This is a genomic window from Rossellomorea vietnamensis (assembly GCF_025398035.1).
Lineage (GTDB): Bacteria > Bacillota > Bacilli > Bacillales > Bacillaceae_B > Rossellomorea > Rossellomorea vietnamensis_B.
In genome coordinates, this window is record NZ_CP104558.1 from 2,975,988 (window position 1) to 2,994,422 (window position 18,435).

The following is an 18,435-nucleotide window of genomic DNA, read 5'->3' on the forward strand; positions in this document are numbered from 1 at the left end:
GCCCGTTGGGAATTCCGGATCTAAAAAAAGCGGAAGCATAAGACAAGCCCGCTGAAAAGGAATGCCTTTTCAGCGGGCTTGTCTTATGCTTTCTTCTATTGATCGCTGAGTCTCTTGCCGCCGACGGCATAATGACCTTTCGTCATTTCTTCAATGAAGACGACGATTTTATCTTCAGGGGCACCAGTGGTTTCGCTGACGGCTTCGGTCACTTTTTCGACGAGGGCACGCTTTTGCTCTTCTGAACGGCCTTCGAGCATTTTTACGGTGATATAAGGCATAATGATTCGCTCCTTGCTTTCGGATTTGGTACAATCTGTGGTAGGCTCTTACTCTATAAATGTAATGGTTAGGGGAAGAGAGAGCAAGTTTGATATGATATGTCATGAATGCAGGAATTTATCTGTATACTATGGAATAAGAAAGTAAAACATTTTTTAAAGGAGTACATACTTTGGATACGATTAGCTCACTTTTTGAGTCGATTTCCGTCTTTCGGTTGGAGGAGCTTCCGTTTGTCGTGATCGCCCTCGTCATGGCCTTTACGGTTCATGAGTTCGCACACGCCTATGTGGCATACAAGTTCGGGGATACGACGGCGAAGGATCAGGGAAGACTCACATTGAATCCGATTCAACATCTGGACCCGTTTGGGACCCTTTTAATACTATTTGTGGGATTTGGCTGGGCGCGGCCTGTGCCTGTCATGAGATCCCGTTTCAAGAATCCGCGTTTGGCAGGTGTACTGGTATCCGTTGCCGGCCCATTGAGTAACTTCCTGCTTGCCTTTATTGCATTCGGGATCTTTTACTTCTTTGTAGGGGTGACGGGTGGCGTCGGGGTTCCACCGTTCATCATTGACCTTCTGCAGATGATCGTTTATTTGAACGTATTGCTGTTTGTCTTCAACTTACTGCCGTTCCCTCCGCTGGATGGGTACCGGATCATCGAGGACTTGTCACCGAATCATGTCAGGGCGAAACTGACCCAGTATGAGCAATATGGCGTTCTATTATTTTTGATCATTGTCATCACGCCTCTTGACGAATATACGATCTGGCCGTTATTACAGGGTGGCATGACGGCGACCAATCAGGCATTCAGTGCGATATTCACGACGATTTTTTCAATCTTTAGCTAGGGAGTGACGTTTCATGGAAAAGAAAAAAAACATTGGATTCAATATCATCAAAAGTGACCCCACTGACGGTCATGGCGGTTACGGGGTGGGATCATTGAGCCTTGATAATGTTTCGCCTGTCATGATTGATGTCGAAGAAGGGGAAGCGACGATTGAAATCGGAGCCATGCACGCAAGGAGCCCGATTGAAAAAGGGATCAAATTTACGAATAACCGTGAGGACTCGGCAGGCGGAAAGCCGTACTGGCTGATCTGGGTGACCATCGACCGGATGGAAGACGGCCCGTACTATGCAGGCGTGACGGCTTGTGAGCTCGTTGTGAACCGCGAGAAGCGCAGAGGCTACAAGTCCATGCCGGAACATGTGAACAATATGGATAAATCCATCAAGCGGAAGATCGTCCTTGACCAACTGGACGACAAATCCAAAGGCATTCTGACGGACTTTTTAAAGAATCATGATGAAGGTATGTGGGAACGCTCAAAGGATGAATTGAAGGAAGCGCTGAAAATAAAATAGATTGTTTTGTGAACAAAATGTGACATTTCTTTGAATATGTCGTTCACATCTTGCTCTATGGGTGGAAAAAAAGTACACTTAAATCACAGTTTGCACATAAACTAGGACATGAAAAACCCCGGGTTCGCACAAGCCCGGGGTTTTTTGTGTTGTTTTTATTGTTATATAGATGGAAATGGAGTTTTCGAGATGTCCAGCTCCAAGGGCTCGGGGCTCGAGGTCATAAGCCAGGTCACCCAAAAAGGCAAAGAACGCCTTTCCGGGTGACTCGTCTTATGCTTGTCGCCCCAGTGCGAGCCCCTTCCGCTTTTCTGCTAAAATATCCAATCCCTAACTTTCTCATACCAAGGCTTCTTCCCTTTTTCTGGTGCCTTTTCTTTCGGTGCTTCTTTTTCACCCAAGTGTTCATGGCAGTATTCGGTCGGTTCGGTGCCTTTTACAAAGTAGGTGAAGCGCTGGACGGGACAGTCTTCTGTTGCGAGCAGTCCGTTATGGGGGTTCACGGCCACGCCGACGACTCCCTTGGTCGGTTTGAAGTTCTTGACGGGTTCATCCTTAAGGGCTTCTTCCATGAAGTGGACCCAGATTTTCTTGGCGTAGTATTTATCATCGACCAGGGAGACCTCTTTTCCTTTATCGTATCCGGTCCACACTCCTACGGTTAATTGGGGGGAGTAGCCGATCATCCAGTTGTCTGTATTGGTCGTCCCGGATTTCCCTGCATATGGACGGGTCGCGTCTTTTCGGATCTGGATCCCCGTTACCGTCGAGTAATCATTGAGCTTAGGGTCGAATATCCCGGTGAGCATATGGGTCATGACGTATGTGAGATCCGGGTCGAGCACCTGCTCTTTTTTCGATTCGCTTTCATAGATGACCTTCCCAGACCAGTCTTCCACTTTTGTAATGAAAACGGGCTTCACTTTATAGCCGCCGTTGGCAAAGATGCTGTAGGCGTTGACCATATCGATGACCCGTGCCCCTGATGTACCGAGTGCCGAGGAAGGGTATTTTTTCACCTTTGTCGTCAATCCGAACTTGTCTTTTGCCGTTTTCGTCAAGGTGTCCTGACCGATGAAGAGATGGGTCTTCACGGCGTACACGTTATCAGATAGAGCGATGGCCTGGGCCAGGGTGATATCTCCATCGGCATATTTGTTGTTGTAATTATGAGGGGTGTACTTTTTTCCATCATCGAATGTAAAGGACGTCATTTCGCTCTTCATCGTCGTGGCTGGCGTAAACCCTTGCTTTAAAGCAGAGTAGTAGAGTAGCGGTTTGATCGTTGATCCCGGCTGGCGGATTGCCTGCACGGCACGGTTAAACGGACTCTCTTCATAATCCCTTCCCCCTACTAAAGCTGTTACATATCCATTTTTCGGGTTCATGGACACAAATCCCAATTGGATATCCGATTCATCGGGGATCTGTTCCTTCACGACTTTCTCGGCCACCTGTTGATGATCGGGGTTGAGTGTCGTATAGACTTTCAAGCCGCCCATCTCGATGGTACGTTCCTCAATCCCCAAGTCCGAGCGGAGGATGCTTTTCACGACATCTTGAAAATAGGGGGCGGTTTCCGCCTTTTGATGGGCGTGCTCCCCTGTGATGCGGATTGGTGCCGCTTTGGAAACGGCCTCTTGCTCTTTGGTTATAAAGCCGTCCCCGGTCATGGACTGAAGGATGAGCTCCTGGCGCTTCTTGGCATTTTCAGGGTGAGTAACTGGCGAATAGTAGGAGGGTGCTTTCGGAATCCCCGCGAGCATGGCGGCTTCTGAGACGGTCAATTGATTGGCATCTTTGCCAAAATAATATTGACTCGCTGCCTGGACACCGTATGCGCCGTGTCCGTAATAGATGGTATTTAAATAGCCTTCTAGAATGTCCTTCTTGGAGTAGTTCATTTCGATCCTGATCGTGTAGAGGGCTTCTGAGATCTTTCTCTTCCATGTTTTATCATGAGAAAGAAATAGATTGCGAGCGTACTGCTGTGAAATGGTGCTGGCCCCCTGCACCTTTGACATCGCTTTGACGTCGGCAAGGGCTGCCCCTGCCATCCGCTTCAGGTCAAACCCGTAATGCTGGTAGAAGCTTTTGTCTTCAATGGAGATCGTCGCTTCAATGAGGGCCGGGGAAATTTCCTTCAGACCCACCCAGTAGCGCTTCTCGCCTGTATTCGTTTCCCCTATGACCGAACCATCCTCACCATAGATCAAAGTAGATTGAGGAACGGCAAGGGGAGGCGGCCCCTGGACCTTGGCATAAATCAAAACCCCCATGATCCCCACCAAAAAGAGGACCAAGCCCGCGAGAGTCCCGACCACTGCAAATCTCGCATATTTCTTTGTCTTCTCCATTCGAGCCATCACTTCCATACCTCTCCCTACTTTCCCTGCAAAGGCCCGCATCTCTTGAGGGACGGACCTCGGATTTTTTTATATAAGTGCATTGGTTTATACTGATTACTGTGTAGTAACAGTATGAAAAGATTTACGAGATTTTAAACGTCAAAGGTTTAGAAAAAATTTCACTTGAAATTTTGCTAGATTCCACTATACTTTTTCTCATGTTTGTATTTATCATGATAGGGAAGGATAAAAATGACGTCCGATGCGGATGTTTTTATAAATAGGAGTAAAGCCTGTTATGTCAGGGTTTCGCTTCACTTTGTCCTAAAGATGAACGTGTGAAGGATCAAACTAGTGGTATATGATTTTTACAGAAACGGCAATAAACCATTAAAACAAGAAGGGAAGTTGAAACAATGAGTGGACTTTGGTACACAGAGAAACAAACAGAAAACTTCGGGATCACGATGAAAATCAAGAATACTTTACATACAGAGCAAACGGATTTTCAATATCTTGAAATGGCTGAAACAGAAGAATGGGGCAATATGCTGTTCCTTGACGGCATGGTCATGACGAGCCAGAAGGATGAGTTCGTCTATCATGAAATGGTCGCACATGTTCCATTATTCACGCATCCGAACCCAGAAACTGTTTTGGTTGTCGGCGGAGGAGACGGAGGCGTCATCCGTGAAGTGTTGAAACACCCAAGCGTGAAAAAGGCCGTTCTTGTTGAAATCGACGGAAAAGTAATCGAGTATTCTAAGAAATATCTTCCTGAGATTGCGGGAGAGTTAGAGAACGAGCGCGTGGACGTACAAGTCGACGATGGCTTCATGCACATCGCGAAGAGTGAGAACGAATATGACGTGATTATGGTCGATTCCACTGAGCCTGTAGGACCAGCTGTTAACCTATTCACAAAAGGATTCTACGCAGGGATCTCCAAAGCATTGAAAGAAGACGGAATCTTCGTTGCTCAATGTGATAACCCATGGTTCAAAGCAGACCTTATCCGCCAGGTACAGAGCGACGTGAAGGAAATCTTCCCGATTACCCGCCTGTACACAGCGAACATCCCAACGTACCCAAGCGGCCTGTGGGCATTCACCATCGGTTCCAAAAAGCACGACCCAATCGAAGTACCGGAAGAGCGTTTCCACGACATCGAAACGAAATACTACACACCGGAACTGCACAAAGCAGCATTCGCCCTTCCAAAATTCGTTAAAGACCTGACAAAATAAATGTGAGGGACGGACCTCAAATTTCAAGGTGAAATCCTATAATATCAAGGAGGGACGGACCTAAAGCTAGGTCCGTCCCTCTCTAAAAGAGAGGTTGAAGAATATGCGTTTTGATGAGGCTTATTCAGGTAATGTGTTTATTAAGAGCCATCCTTCTTATGAGGACAGCCAGGTGGTCCTTTATGGGATGCCGATGGATTGGACGGTGAGTTATCGTCCTGGTTCCCGTTTCGGTCCTGCCCGTATCCGCGAGGTGTCGATCGGTCTGGAAGAGTATAGTGCGTATCTTGACCGGGAACTTGAAGAAGTGAAATACTATGATGCCGGTGATATCCCGCTACCATTCGGTAACCCGCAGCGAAGCATCGATATGATTGAAGACTATATCGACGGGCTCCTTGGTGACGGGAAGATCCCATTCGGAATGGGTGGAGAGCATCTGGTCTCATGGCCGGTGATGAAAGCCATCGCGAAGAAATACCCGGATCTTGCCATCATCCATATGGACGCTCACACTGATCTGCGTGAAGAGTATGAAGGGGAGCCGCTATCCCACTCGACTCCGATCCGCAAGATCGCCGAGCATATCGGACCGAAGAACGTCTATTCATTCGGGATCCGTTCCGGTATGAAGGAAGAATTCCAATGGGCGAAGGAAAATGGCATGCACATTTCCAAATTCGAAGTGCTCGAGCCATTGAAGGAAATCCTTCCACAGCTTGCAGGACGCCCTGTGTATGTGACGATCGATATTGACGTCTTAGACCCTGCCCACGCTCCTGGAACTGGAACCGTGGACTGCGGCGGCATCACATCCAAGGAATTACTCGCATCCATCCATGCCATCGCTCACTCTGACGTGAACGTCGTGGGAGCGGATCTTGTGGAAGTGGCGCCCATCTATGATCCATCCGAGCAGACAGCGAATACGGCAAGCAAGCTGATCCGTGAAATGCTCCTTGGCTGGGTAAAATAAACCATCAAAGCCTCTTCTCATCGGCAGAAGAGGCTTTTCTTCTGCCGATAATCCGCTTACATTCCTCCAATAAATGAAAACTCACCGTGTTCCATTGCAATTTCCCACAATACTTCTTATACTTAATTAGTTAGAAGGAAGGGACGTCTATTTGAGGGACGGACCCATCACTTGATCGGACCCTAAAAAGAAAAGGATGTGAGTGGTTTGACGGCAAAAGCGGATTCTACCCCTGTCAAAGTTCACTTGAAAACCAAAATCACAATAGGAGAGGAAAGTGACTCTTTTGAATTGGTATCATTTGGTCGATACTATGAAAAAGGAGATGCCGTTTTTCTAAAGTACGATGAAGTACAAGAGGAAGGGACCACTCATACGATCGTTAAAGTCACGGATCGACAGGCCCTCATCCTCAGAAGCGGGGCAGTCAAAATGAGAATGGCCTTCAACGAACTCGAGGAACAGAACGGTTCTTACGAGAGCCAACTCGGTACCCTTTTACTTACAACCAAAACGAAAACACTTTCACATACACAGAGTGACTCGGAGCTTGAAGGGAACTTCAACCTTTCTTACGAGTTAAAGATGCAGGACAGTCCAGTGGGGGATTATGTCATGTCCATTCACTATAAGGAGGAAGCATAGCGATATGAATATCGTCGAAAAAGTACAAGAAAACCTGAAAGCCGAAATTAAAGCAGCGGTCCTGAAAGCGGGACTTGCAACTGAGGATCAGATCCCGGATGTCATCCTTGAGATCCCGAAAGAAAAGTCCCACGGGGATTATTCAACGAATATGGCGATGCAGCTTGCAAGAGTCGCCAAAAAAGCGCCGCGCATGATCGCTGACGACATCGTCGCTAACTTCGACCAGTCCAAAGCGTCCATTGAAAAAATGGAGATTGCTGGACCAGGATTCATCAATTTCTACATGAACAACGAATACTTAACAGATTTGATCCCGTTGATTCTTGATCAAGATCAGGAATATGGTCAATCAGACGCCGGAAATGGCGAGAGAGTGAACGTCGAGTTCGTATCCGCCAACCCTACAGGCGACCTTCATCTTGGTCATGCACGTGGAGCGGCCGTCGGTGATTCCTTATGTAACGTCCTTGAAAAAGCGGGCTATAACGTAACCCGTGAGTACTACATCAATGACGCCGGGAACCAGATCCACAACCTGGCGGTCTCCGTTGAAGCACGTTACTTCCAGGCCCTTGGACAAGATAAGGCGATGCCTGAAGACGGGTATCACGGCCAGGACATCATCGGAATCGGAAAGAAACTGGCTGAAGAATTCGGTTCGAAATACGCAGAAGTAAGCGATGAAGAACGCTACAAGTTTTTCCGTGAATATGGCCTGAAGATCGAAATGGCCAAGCTTCAAAAGGATCTCGAAATGTTCCGCGTTCCGTTCAACGTGTGGTACTCTGAAACATCCCTTTATGAAAATGGGAAAATCGATGCGGCATTGAAGACGCTGAGAGATAACGGTCACGTATACGAAGAGGACGGCGCGACCTGGTTCCGTTCTACTGAACTTGGCGATGACAAGAACCGTGTCCTGATCAAGAACGACGGTACGTACACATACCTGACTCCGGATATTTCGTATCACCAGGATAAATTCGAGCGCGGGCATGATGTACTCATCAACATCTGGGGAGCCGACCATCACGGATACATCCCGCGTATGAAAGCGGCCATCGAAGCACTTGGTTTTGACCGGGACAAACTTGAAGTGGAAGTCATCCAACTCGTTCACCTTTATAAAAATGGTGAAAAGATGAAGATGAGTAAGCGTACAGGAAAAGCGGTTACGTTACGTGAGCTTGTGGAAGAGGTGGGCCTCGACGCTGTCCGCTATTTCTTCGCCATGAGAAGTGCCGACACGCATATGGACTTTGACCTGGACTTAGCGGTTTCCCAGTCCAACGAAAACCCTGTGTACTATGCTCAATATGCCCACGCGCGTATTTGCAGCATCCTTCGCCAGGCAGAAGAACAGGGACTTGCTTCAGAAGACAAGATCGACCTAAAGCTGATCGGTACGGAAAAAGAAGTCGACCTACTGAAAAAGCTGGGTGAATTCCCGCAAATGATCGCCGACGCTGCGGAGAAACGCACGCCTCACCGTGTGGCAAACTACATCAACGACCTGGCATCTGCTTTCCACAGCTTCTACAACGCCAACAAGGTACTTGATGAAGAAAACCGTGAACTGACGACAGCACGTCTTGCTTTAGTGAAAGTCGTACGTGTCACGTTACAAAACGCTCTTGCCTTGATCGGTGTAGCAGCTCCGGAAAAAATGTAAATAGGCGCATACCAAAGGTCCGTCCCTCATCAGGATGGACCTTTTTCTTATATTTCGGCTGCTTTAACGTATAATAATGGAAGATGGATGAAGGAGGAGAATGGTATGAAAACGGTCGTATTGGCTATCGTAACCGGGTTTTTAGTCGGGTTTATCTTTGCTTTATTTAAGTTACCGATACCTGCCCCGCCAGCACTGGCAGGCATTGCAGGAATCGTGGGTATTTATCTTGGGTTCAAAGCCTTCATGGCGATCCAGCCCTGGATTGAGTCTGTATTTAAATAATATGTACATAAAAAAGATGAACACCCAAGTGTCCATCTTTTCTTCTTTACCACTCAAGGGTCCCGCCATCGATCCTTTTCACTCCGCGAATAGAGGACAGATCCTCAATCAGCTTCAGCATGGCAAGATCTTTATGTTTGGCTTCGATCATAAAATCCACATCCTGATCCAACGTTTTCAGGGTTTTGAAGAAACCTTCCACAAATCCCGGATCGACCAGGTCGGCATGGGAGCGGAAGGCACTAGCGGATTTAGGGGAGGAAATATGTATTTTCGGCACTAAATCTCTCCTGTCCCAAGTGGAGAAAATATCCTCAAGGTACCCCTCTAGAGGTTTCTCACCCGGATTTGCCTCATGGTGATGAATGTCCAGGACCATGGGGATATTCTCTTTTCGACAAGCGGTGAGCGTTTCCTCGACGGTATAGGTCTTGTCGTCATTCTCAAGGGTCATGATGTCTTTTACATCCGGAGGGAGGTCCTTCAGGTTTTCATGAAAACGGACCAGGGTTTCTTCCTTATCCCCGTAGCTCCCGCCGATATGGATATTGATGACGGAATCCTTCTCGATCCCCATATATTCAAGCATCCGGTAGTGATACACCATATCCTTCACGGCATTGTCCGTCACATGCTGCTTGGGACTCGTGAATAAGGTGAACTGGTTCGGGTGAAAGCTCGCCCTGATCCCGAACTTTTTGATCAGATCGCCAAGTTCTTTCCATTCGTGCAGAAAAGGGGAATGGAAATCCCATTCCACCTCAGGATGGGTGGCAAGGGGAACGAGGGAGCTGGATAATCGGTACACCTTGATTTCGTGAGCCGCACATAGATACAGGATGCGTTTCGTATGCTCCAGGTTTAATCTCGTCACTTCCTTCAGGCGGTCCATCCGCTCGGCTTTAGGTAACTCTGTGTATCGCTTGTATGTCATGGTTTTGGCCGGGCTTGCATCCCATAAAGAGAGGGAGTTCGCCACGAATCCAAGTCGGACTTTCATGTGTCATCCCCCTAAAGTAAGATTGAAATGGCTGAAGCGACGCGTTCCTTTAACCGGGTGAGCATGGAAACCGAAGAGAGGTCGCTTTCGCTTAACATGTCGGATGCCGACATGTCTTTTTCCATTTCCTTTTTCAACGTCTGGATAAATCCTTTATCGTAGATCAGATTATTGATTTCAAAATTGATAAAGAAGCTCCGCTTATCAAAATTGGCCGTGCCGATATCACAGAAATGGTCATCCACGACCATCACCTTTGCATGATAAAAGCCGTCCATGAATTGATACACTTTCGCACCCCTGGCAAGCAGAGGCCTGAAATAAGGGAAGGCCGCTTCCTTCACCAGCATATGATCGGCATTATTCGGGATGATGATCTTGACGGTAACCCCTCTGTCCAGAGCACCCAAAAGCGCGTCCATCAAGATGGGAGTTGCAATGAAGTAGGGTGTCCCGATAATGATTTCGCTTTGTGCTTCATCGATGAATTTCCCAAAGAAGTCCTCGATATTAACCCCCTCGGTCGGGAAAATTTGATGCTGGATGCTTCCTTTTTCAGCGGGAGGGAAGTACTTTGCTTCGTTCTTCAAATCCTTCTGTGTGGCACGGAACCAGTCAATGCAGAATTCAGTCTGAAGATCGTGTACGCCTTCCCCTTCCAACCGGAGATGATAATCCCTCCAGGGAGAAAGCTCAGGCTTATCATTTTCATCGATATATTCCTTCCCGATATTGTAGCCACCTAAATAACCGATCGTACCATCAATGACGGTAATCTTTCGGTGATTACGCTGCTGGGAAGAGAAAAACAGGTAGGGAAGCTTGACCCTCCGGCAGAAATCGACTTCCACACCCGCGTCCCGAAGCTCCTTCACCTTCGACTTCGGGACGTTATGACTGCCTAGCTGATCCATCAGAAGACGGACTTCAATCCCTTCCTGTGCCTTTCCTTTCAGTAATTCCAGGAACCTCAGTGCAAAATGGTCATCCTGGACGATATAAAATAATACATGAATGGAGGCCCTTGCTTCTCTCATCTCTTTAAACATTTGATCGAAAAGCTCAGGTCCCCTTGAAAACAGTTGGATATCACTCATTCTTGTCTCATAATCTCTTCTTGTCCGCGTCCGGATGAAATGACTTCTTCCCAATTTGAAATCGAGCATCAGCCATCCGATGATTGCGACAAGGATCACCAATAGAATTAACCACCACATAAAATCACTCTCTCATTTGCATTGTCTTTAGTATGTCCTCTTTCTTTCGTACATTGCATCCTTTCTTCTTTTTCCCTTTCATTAGTCCTTTTGAAACCTGTGGGGGTACGGAAAGTCCTGTTTTTTTACGAGAGGAAGGATCTTCCTTGAAAAGGTTTTCATTTTTATTCGGAAAAACCATTGACTGAATGCTCATTCATAATATAATGGAGATATGAACTATTCAGAATATTAATTTGGTTTGTAAAAGTTTGAACAAAGGGGAAGTTCATCGGACCAAAGAAGGGGGAGTGTTTGTCTATGAATGGGTTACTCATTCTCAATTGGGTCGCATTTATCCTTGTGACCGTTTATGCACTGAGTCTGTTTGTGTATGTAGTAAAGACGAGAATTGAATATATTAAGCTCGGGAAAAAAGTGGAATTCGACAAACGATTCAAAGAACGATTCCAGAAAATCCTGGTCAATGTCTTCGGACAGAAGAAGCTCCTGAAGGATAAGAAAAGTGGAGCGATCCACGTCATGTTCTTCTACGGATTCATCCTCGTCCAGTTCGGGGCCATCGATTTCATATGGAAGGGACTGGCACCGGGAAGTCACTTACCACTTGGACCATTATATCCTGGATTCACATTCTTCCAGGAAATCGTCACACTCATGATCCTTGTGGCAGTTGTGTGGGCATTCCATCGCCGCTATGTGGAAAAACTGGTCCGTTTAAAAAGAGGATTCAAATCTGGGCTGGTCTTATTATTCATCGGTGGATTAATGCTGTCTGTCCTTGTCGGAAATGGAATGGGCATCATCTGGCATGGGGAAGACCTTGCCTGGACGGAGCCTGTTGCATCGCTGATCGCAGGAGCCCTTGGAGCTATCGGGGAAACGGCTTCCATCGCCATTTTCTATGTAGCCTGGTGGATTCACTTACTATTCTTACTGGCATTCCTTGTGTATGTGCCGCAATCCAAGCACGCTCACTTGATCGCAGGACCTGCCAATGTGTATTTCAATCGTTTAGACAACCCTGGGAAACTTAAGCCCATCGACTTTGAAGATGAGTCAGCTGAAAGCTTCGGGGTCGGGAAAATTGAAGAATTCACCCAGCACCAAATGATCGATTTCTACGCATGTGTAGAATGTGGTCGTTGTACAAATATGTGTCCGGCAACCGGGACAGGGAAAATGCTTTCCCCGATGGATCTCATCGTCAAGCTTCGAGATAACCTGACAAATCACGGTGCTGTCGTGACACAGAAGAAGCCTTGGGTGCCGACATTCGCATTCAACGGTACAAAAGGGAACCAATTAGCAATGGCAAGTGCGACTCAGGCTGCAGAAGAAGCAGCTGCAGGAGCTACTTACAGCCCAAGCCTGATCGGGGACGTCATCACGGAAGAAGAAATCTGGGCATGTACAACGTGCCGTAACTGTGAAGACCAATGTCCGGTCATGAACGAACACGTTGATAAAATCATCGACCTTCGCCGTTACCTCGTTCTGACGGAAGGGAAGATGGATGCAGACGCACAGCGCGCCATGCAAAACATCGAGCGCCAGGGGAATCCTTGGGGTCTGAACCGTAAAGAGCGTGAAAACTGGCGTGAAGCAAGAGAAGACGTCACGATCCCTACGGTAAAAGAAATGAAAAAGGCCGGAGAAGACTTCGAATTCCTATTCTGGGTCGGATCCATGGGTTCATTTGATAACCGTAGCCAAAAGATTGCCTTATCCTTCGCCAAGCTGATGAATGAAGCGGGAGTGAAGTTCGCGATCCTTGGGAATAAAGAAAAGAACTCCGGTGACACACCGCGCCGCCTTGGAAATGAATTCTTATTCCAGGAGCTTGCCGGACAAAACATCGCCGAATTCGAAAAGCATGAAATCAAGAAAATTGTCACGATCGATCCGCATGCGTACAACATTTTTAAAAATGAGTATCCGGACTTCGGTCTGGAAGCGGAAGTATATCACCATACAGAACTTCTGCATCAGCTCGTACAAGAAGGACGCTTGAAGCCGCAATACGAAGTGAACGAAACGATCACTTTCCACGACTCCTGTTACCTTGGCCGATACAACGAAGTGTACGATCCACCGCGTGAGATCTTGAAATCCATTTCCGGCGTGAAGTTGGTCGAGATTGAACGTAACCGTGAAAAAGGCATGTGCTGTGGAGCGGGTGGAGGACTCATGTGGATGGAAGAAGACGCTGGACACCGCGTCAACGTCTCCCGTACCGAGCAGGCACTGGCTGTCAGTCCGTCGGTCATCAGCTCTGGCTGTCCATACTGCCTGACGATGCTGTCGGATGGTACGAAAGCGAAGGAAGTGGAAGAAACGGTTTCTACTCTCGACGTAGCAGAAATCCTTGAAAAAGCCGTTTGTGGCGATCTGAAGGACGAACCGGCTGCATCTTAAAAAGAATATTATCCTTTAGATAATGAATGGAACACCAGTTCATGAAAACAAACAGGAGTGAAACAAAATAGTCTCTATTGCGTTTCGCTCCTATTGTTTTTCTACAATAATAAATTTGATGGAAGAATAAAAACATTCTAAAAATTGGGTGCGTTCGCACTCGAAATGAAGTACAATAAAGGTATATGGGGGACAAAATTTGTCCCTTCTCTTATGAGGATTAGTTGAGCGAGCGTTCAGTCGAAAGTCGATCAAATTTTTTTAAGGTAAATTGAAAGCGGATACAAATTGACGGATAAAACCATATAAAGGAGAGCGATGGAGATGGGGAAAACGGTTATTCTAGACGGAGCAAGAACGCCTTTTGGTAAATTCGGGGGAAGCCTCAGCAGTTTTACAGCTTCAGAGCTTGGCGGTTTCGCTGTGAAGGAAGCCTTGAAACGGGCCGGCGTAAACGGGGAAGAAGTCGAAGAAGTCATCCTCGGATCTGTTTTACAAGGGGGACAGGGGCAAATCCCTTCCCGTCAGGCATCGCGCCACGCGGGCTTACCTTGGAATGTCAAAACGGAAACGATCAATAAAGTCTGTGCATCCGGAATGCGCAGCGTCACACTGGGAGACCAGATCATCCGTGCAGGCGACGGCGAAGTGATCGTGGCTGGTGGAATGGAATCCATGTCGAACGCCCCTTACATCCTGCCGAAAGCACGCTGGGGATTCAAGATGGGAGATTCACAGGTAAAAGACCTGATGGTTCACGACGGCTTGACGTGCAGCTTCAACAACGTCCACATGGGAACGTACGGTAATGAAACAGCGAAGGAATTTGAACTATCAAGAGAAGATCAGGACGAATGGGCACTCAGAAGCCATCAAAGAGCCGTAAAAGCGACTGAAGAGGGAGTACTCGGTGAAGAAATCGTCGCCGTTGAGGTTCCGCAGCGCAAAGGAGATCCGGTTGTCGTCGCTAAAGATGAAGCACCAAGGAAAGAAACATCCATCGAAGCACTGGCTAAATTAGGACCGGTCTTCGGATCAGAAGGAACGATCACAGCCGGGAACGCTCCAGGGGTCAACGACGGAGCGGCTGCCATGGTCCTCATGAGCGAAGAAAGAGCGGTGAAAGAAGGGAAGCAACCATTAGCGACGATCCTTGGGCATACGGCCATCGCCGTTGAGGCAAAGGACTTCCCGCAAACACCAGGGCTTGTGATCAACGAGCTTCTCAAGAAAACAGGCAAATCCCTTGAAGAAATCGATCTTTTTGAAATAAATGAAGCGTTCGCAGCGGTTGCATTGACAAGCGGAAAAATCGCCGGATTGAATTCTGAAAAAGTCAATGTGAACGGTGGAGCGGTCGCCCTTGGTCATCCGATCGGAGCAAGCGGGGCACGCATCATTCTGACACTCGCATACGAACTGAAACGCCGCGGAGGAGGAATCGGGATTGCCTCGATCTGCAGTGGAGGCGGTCAAGGGGATGCGATCATGATTGAGGTGGCGAAGCAGTAGGGTGAGTTGTTGTACCAGTATACACCTGAGTTCAGCTGCTGAATTTTCGAAGAAAATCAGCAGCTGACCCACAAAAAAACCAACTAGATTACTAGTCTCATATAACAAAGGGGAGAACAAAATGAACATCAAAAATGTAATGGTCATCGGCGCCGGACAAATGGGCTCGGGGATCGCCCAGGTATGTGCACAGGCAGGATTCAACGTATACCTGAACGATTTGAAAGAAGAGTTTGTCCAAAAGGGAATGGGAGTCATCGCGAAGAATCTGACGCGTTCCGTTGAAAAAGGAAGAATGTCTGAAGAAGATAAAACAGCGACAGTGAATCGTTTGACGGCTTCAACGGATATCGAGGACGCCAAGAAGGTGGATCTTGTCATTGAAGCGGCAGTGGAAAATATGGAAATCAAAACGAAGATTTTTGCTCAGCTGGATGAGATCACGCCGGAGCATACCATCCTGGCTTCTAACACGTCTTCACTTCCGATCACGGAAATTGCGGCAGCGACGAAGCGGCCAAAACAAGTGATCGGTATGCACTTCATGAATCCGGTACCGGTGATGAAATTGGTTGAGATCATACGTGGGCTTGCGACAACAGATGAAGTGTATCAAGTGATTGAAGATATGACAAAGTCACTTAACAAAGTGCCGGTAGAGGTAGAGGATTTCCCGGGATTCGTTTCAAACCGCATCCTGATGCCGATGATCAATGAAGCGATCTACACCCTTTATGAAGGGGTGGCGAGCAAAGAGGCCATCGATGAAGTGATGAAGCTCGGGATGAATCACCCGATGGGACCTCTGACCCTGGCTGACTTCATCGGACTCGATACATGCCTCTATATAATGGAAACCCTGCACGAAGGCTTCGGTGACGATAAATACCGTCCATGTCCTCTATTGAGGAAATATGTGAAAGCAGGCTGGCTGGGTAAGAAAACGGGCCGCGGCTTCTATTCGTACGAGTGATTACGACGAACATCAGGGAGGAAACAGTCATGGAGTTACGATTCACGGAAGAGCAGCAGATGATGAGAAAGATGGTCCGGGATTTTGCCGAAACAGAAATCCAGCCGTTCATCGAGAAGATGGAAGCGGGAGAGTTTCCGAGAGATATTTTAAAAAAGATGGCTGAGCTTGGTTTGATGGGGATTACGATCCCTGAGAAGTACGGCGGATCTGAGATGGATTTCACTTCTTATATCATTGCGATTCACGAGCTGTCTAAAGTAAGCGCCACCATCGGGGTCATTTTGTCGGTTCATACGTCGGTAGGCACGAACCCGATCCTTTACTTTGGAAACGAAGAACAAAAACAAAAATATCTTCCAAAGCTTGCAACGGGTGAGTATTTAGGTGCCTTCTGCCTGACGGAGCCGAGTGCAGGATCCGATGCGAAGAGTCTCAAATCCCGGGCCGAAAAGCGTGGTGACCACTATGTGGTGAACGGATCGAAAGTCTTCATCACCAATGGTGGGGAAGCCGATACGTATATTGTATTTGCGACGACGGATTCGACGAAGGGGAGCCGCGGGGTATCGGCCTTCATCGTCGAGAAGGATACACCTGGTCTTGTGATCGGGAAAGATGAACATAAAATGGGGCTGCACGGTTCCCGGACCGTCCAGCTGACGTTTGAAGATATGAAAGTCCCTGCTGAAAACCTTCTCGGTGAAGAAGGGGAAGGCTTCAAGATCGCCATGGCGAACCTGGACGTCGGCCGGATCGGAATTGCCGCGCAGGCGCTGGGAATCGCAGAAGCGGCTTTCGATTACTCAACGGCTTATGCAAAAGAACGGGTGCAATTCGGCAAGCCGATCGCCGCCCAGCAGGGAATCGGCTTTAAGCTTGCCGATATGGCGACGGCGGTTGAGGGCTCGAAGCTTCTTGTGTACCGGGCGGCTAATCTTCGCTCCAGCAACATCTCCTGTGGGAAAGAAGCGAGTATGGCTAAGCTGTTTGCTTCGAAAACAGCCGTCGAAGTGTCGACGGAAGCGATTCAGGTTTATGGCGGATATGGGTATACGAAGGAGTATCCGGTGGAGAGGTTGTTCCGTGATGCGAAGGTGACGGAAATTTATGAGGGTACTAGTGAGATTCAGCGGATGGTGATTGGGAAGCATTTGTTGGTGTAGTGGGCTGAGTAATTAGAGCTGTTTGAAGGGTGTTTCGGGCATATATTCTTAGCGTGTCAGGCACCTGATATATAATTTGATGTTTCGTGGAGTAAAGGGGTTTGTGGCATAGCTTGTCTCTTGAGGGTGCCAGACCCGGTATGTAGTAGATATGAGGAGGAGTTTGAGATGAATTTTAAATTGTCGGAAGAGCATGAAATGATACGTAAGATGGTGCGTGATTTTGCGCGGAATGAGGTGGCTCCTACTGCTGCTGAGCGTGATGAGGAAGAGCGTTTTGATATGGATTTATTCAAGAAGATGGCGGAGCTTGGCTTGACGGGGATTCCTTGGCCGGAAGAGTACGGCGGGATCGGCAGCGACTATCTGGCGTATTGTATCGCTGTTGAAGAACTATCAAGAGTGTGTGCGTCTACAGGTGTTACCCTGTCTGCCCATACTTCGTTAGCGGGTTGGCCTGTTTATAAATTTGGTACGGAAGAGCAGAAACAGAAATACCTTCGTCCGATGGCGCAGGGTGAAAAGATCGGGGCTTACGGCTTGACTGAGCCGGGCTCGGGATCTGACGCAGGCGGCATGAAGACGACGGCCCGCTTAGAAGGAGATCACTACGTACTGAACGGCTCTAAAATTTTCATCACAAACGGTGGAATCGCGGATACGTATATCGTATTTGCCTTGACGGATCCATCACAGCGCCAGCGTGGAACGAGTGCCTTCATCGTAGAAGCAGACTTCGAAGGATTCTCCGTTGGGAAAAAAGAGAAGAAGCTTGGAATCCGTTCGTCTCCAACGACTGAGATTGTATTTGAAGACTGTAAGGTACCGAAAGAAAACATGCTTGGAAACGAAGGCGATGGCTTCAAGATTGCCATGATGACCCTTGATGGCGGCCGTAACGGGATTGCCGCTCAAGCAGTCGGGATTGCCCAGGGAGCTCTTGATGCCTCCGTTGATTATGCAAAAGAACGTGAGCAGTTCGGTAAACCGATCGCGGCAAACCAAGGGATTTCATTCAAGATCGCTGATATGGCAACATCCATCGAAGCTTCCCGTCTATTAACCTATCAAGCTGCGTGGCTTGAGTCTGAAGGTCTTCCATACGGAAAAGAATCGGCGATGTCGAAGCTGATGGCCGGTGATACAGCGATGAAAGTGACGACGGAAGCGGTTCAGATCTTTGGTGGATATGGTTATACGAAGGATTATCCTGTTGAGCGCTATATGCGTGATGCGAAGATCACTCAGATTTATGAGGGGACGCAGGAGATTCAGAGATTGGTTATTTCGCGGATGGTGACGAAGTAGGATA

The 18,435-nt window shown here is 47.8% G+C and carries 16 protein-coding genes; 12 read left to right on the forward strand and 4 right to left on the reverse strand.

Features of this window, described 5'->3' with window-relative positions:
• Positions 1 to 95: 95 nt before the first annotated feature.
• Positions 96 to 281 (reverse strand): 2-hydroxymuconate tautomerase, encoded by a 186-nt coding sequence (locus N5C46_RS15430; RefSeq protein WP_261749268.1) that lies wholly within the window; start codon positions 279 to 281, stop codon positions 96 to 98.
• 254 nt (positions 282 to 535) lie between these two features.
• Here N5C46_RS15430 and N5C46_RS15435 point away from each other — a divergent pair, with 254 nt between their 5' ends.
• Both N5C46_RS15435 and N5C46_RS15440 read left to right on the forward strand, forming a co-directional pair.
• Positions 536 to 1,141, forward strand: a complete 606-nt coding sequence (locus N5C46_RS15435; protein ID WP_261752361.1) for a site-2 protease family protein — start codon at positions 536 to 538, stop codon at positions 1,139 to 1,141.
• A 13-nt stretch (positions 1,142 to 1,154) separates the two neighbouring features.
• Positions 1,155 to 1,661, forward strand: coding sequence for a YwhD family protein (locus N5C46_RS15440; protein WP_224522521.1), 507 nt, complete (start codon positions 1,155 to 1,157; stop codon positions 1,659 to 1,661).
• A gap of 314 nt (positions 1,662 to 1,975) precedes the next feature.
• On the opposite strand, the gene N5C46_RS15445 is transcribed toward N5C46_RS15440, so the two are convergent.
• Positions 1,976 to 4,036: a transglycosylase domain-containing protein gene (locus tag N5C46_RS15445; RefSeq protein ID WP_261749269.1), complete on the reverse strand. Its 2,061-nt coding sequence runs from the start codon at positions 4,034 to 4,036 to the stop codon at positions 1,976 to 1,978.
• A 389-nt stretch (positions 4,037 to 4,425) separates the two neighbouring features.
• Here N5C46_RS15445 and speE point away from each other — a divergent pair, with 389 nt between their 5' ends.
• The 5 genes from speE (at position 4,426) to N5C46_RS15470 (ending at position 8,837) form a co-directional block, all read left to right on the forward strand.
• The gene (gene speE / locus N5C46_RS15450; RefSeq protein ID WP_261749270.1) at positions 4,426 to 5,256 is read left to right on the forward strand and encodes a spermidine synthase; all 831 of its coding nucleotides are present in this window, start codon (positions 4,426 to 4,428) and stop codon (positions 5,254 to 5,256) included.
• A gap of 103 nt (positions 5,257 to 5,359) precedes the next feature.
• Positions 5,360 to 6,232 (forward strand): agmatinase, encoded by an 873-nt coding sequence (gene speB / locus N5C46_RS15455; RefSeq protein WP_034765069.1) that lies wholly within the window; start codon positions 5,360 to 5,362, stop codon positions 6,230 to 6,232.
• Between the two features lie 207 nt (positions 6,233 to 6,439).
• Complete coding sequence (locus N5C46_RS15460; protein WP_257141080.1) at positions 6,440 to 6,877, forward strand: YwiB family protein; 438 nt, start codon at positions 6,440 to 6,442, stop codon at positions 6,875 to 6,877.
• 4 nt (positions 6,878 to 6,881) lie between these two features.
• Positions 6,882 to 8,552: an arginine--tRNA ligase gene (gene argS, locus N5C46_RS15465; protein ID WP_261749271.1), complete on the forward strand. Its 1,671-nt coding sequence runs from the start codon at positions 6,882 to 6,884 to the stop codon at positions 8,550 to 8,552.
• Positions 8,553 to 8,657: 105 nt separating this feature from the next.
• Positions 8,658 to 8,837 carry a XapX domain-containing protein gene (locus N5C46_RS15470; protein ID WP_032086963.1) on the forward strand — a complete coding sequence of 60 codons (180 nt, stop codon included), beginning with the start codon at positions 8,658 to 8,660 and terminating at the stop codon, positions 8,835 to 8,837.
• A 46-nt stretch (positions 8,838 to 8,883) separates the two neighbouring features.
• Here the strand turns inward: N5C46_RS15470 and uvsE are convergent, their stop codons facing one another.
• Together uvsE and cls are read right to left on the reverse strand one after the other, a co-directional pair.
• On the reverse strand, positions 8,884 to 9,837 hold the full coding sequence (uvsE, locus tag N5C46_RS15475; RefSeq protein WP_261749272.1) for a UV DNA damage repair endonuclease UvsE: 954 nt from the start codon (positions 9,835 to 9,837) through the stop codon (positions 8,884 to 8,886).
• Positions 9,838 to 9,848: 11 nt separating this feature from the next.
• The gene (gene cls, locus N5C46_RS15480; protein ID WP_261749273.1) at positions 9,849 to 11,054 is read right to left on the reverse strand and encodes a cardiolipin synthase; all 1,206 of its coding nucleotides are present in this window, start codon (positions 11,052 to 11,054) and stop codon (positions 9,849 to 9,851) included.
• Positions 11,055 to 11,354: 300 nt separating this feature from the next.
• On the opposite strand from cls, the gene N5C46_RS15485 reads away from it, so the two are divergent.
• The 5 genes from N5C46_RS15485 to N5C46_RS15505 all read left to right on the forward strand — a co-directional run bounded on the left by N5C46_RS15485 (position 11,355) and on the right by N5C46_RS15505 (position 18,431).
• A complete protein-coding gene (locus N5C46_RS15485; protein WP_261749274.1) occupies positions 11,355 to 13,472 on the forward strand; it encodes a 4Fe-4S dicluster domain-containing protein in 2,118 nt (705 codons plus the stop codon).
• Positions 13,473 to 13,796: 324 nt separating this feature from the next.
• Entirely contained in the window at positions 13,797 to 14,984 is a 1,188-nt protein-coding gene (locus tag N5C46_RS15490) for an acetyl-CoA C-acetyltransferase (protein ID WP_261749275.1), read from the forward strand.
• Positions 14,985 to 15,105: 121 nt separating this feature from the next.
• Positions 15,106 to 15,957 carry a 3-hydroxybutyryl-CoA dehydrogenase gene (locus N5C46_RS15495; protein ID WP_261749276.1) on the forward strand — a complete coding sequence of 284 codons (852 nt, stop codon included), beginning with the start codon at positions 15,106 to 15,108 and terminating at the stop codon, positions 15,955 to 15,957.
• Between the two features lie 29 nt (positions 15,958 to 15,986).
• Positions 15,987 to 17,123 carry an acyl-CoA dehydrogenase gene (locus N5C46_RS15500; RefSeq protein ID WP_261749277.1) on the forward strand — a complete coding sequence of 379 codons (1,137 nt, stop codon included), beginning with the start codon at positions 15,987 to 15,989 and terminating at the stop codon, positions 17,121 to 17,123.
• Between the two features lie 168 nt (positions 17,124 to 17,291).
• Positions 17,292 to 18,431 (forward strand): acyl-CoA dehydrogenase, encoded by a 1,140-nt coding sequence (locus N5C46_RS15505; RefSeq protein WP_034765086.1) that lies wholly within the window; start codon positions 17,292 to 17,294, stop codon positions 18,429 to 18,431.
• Positions 18,432 to 18,435 lie beyond the last annotated feature (4 nt).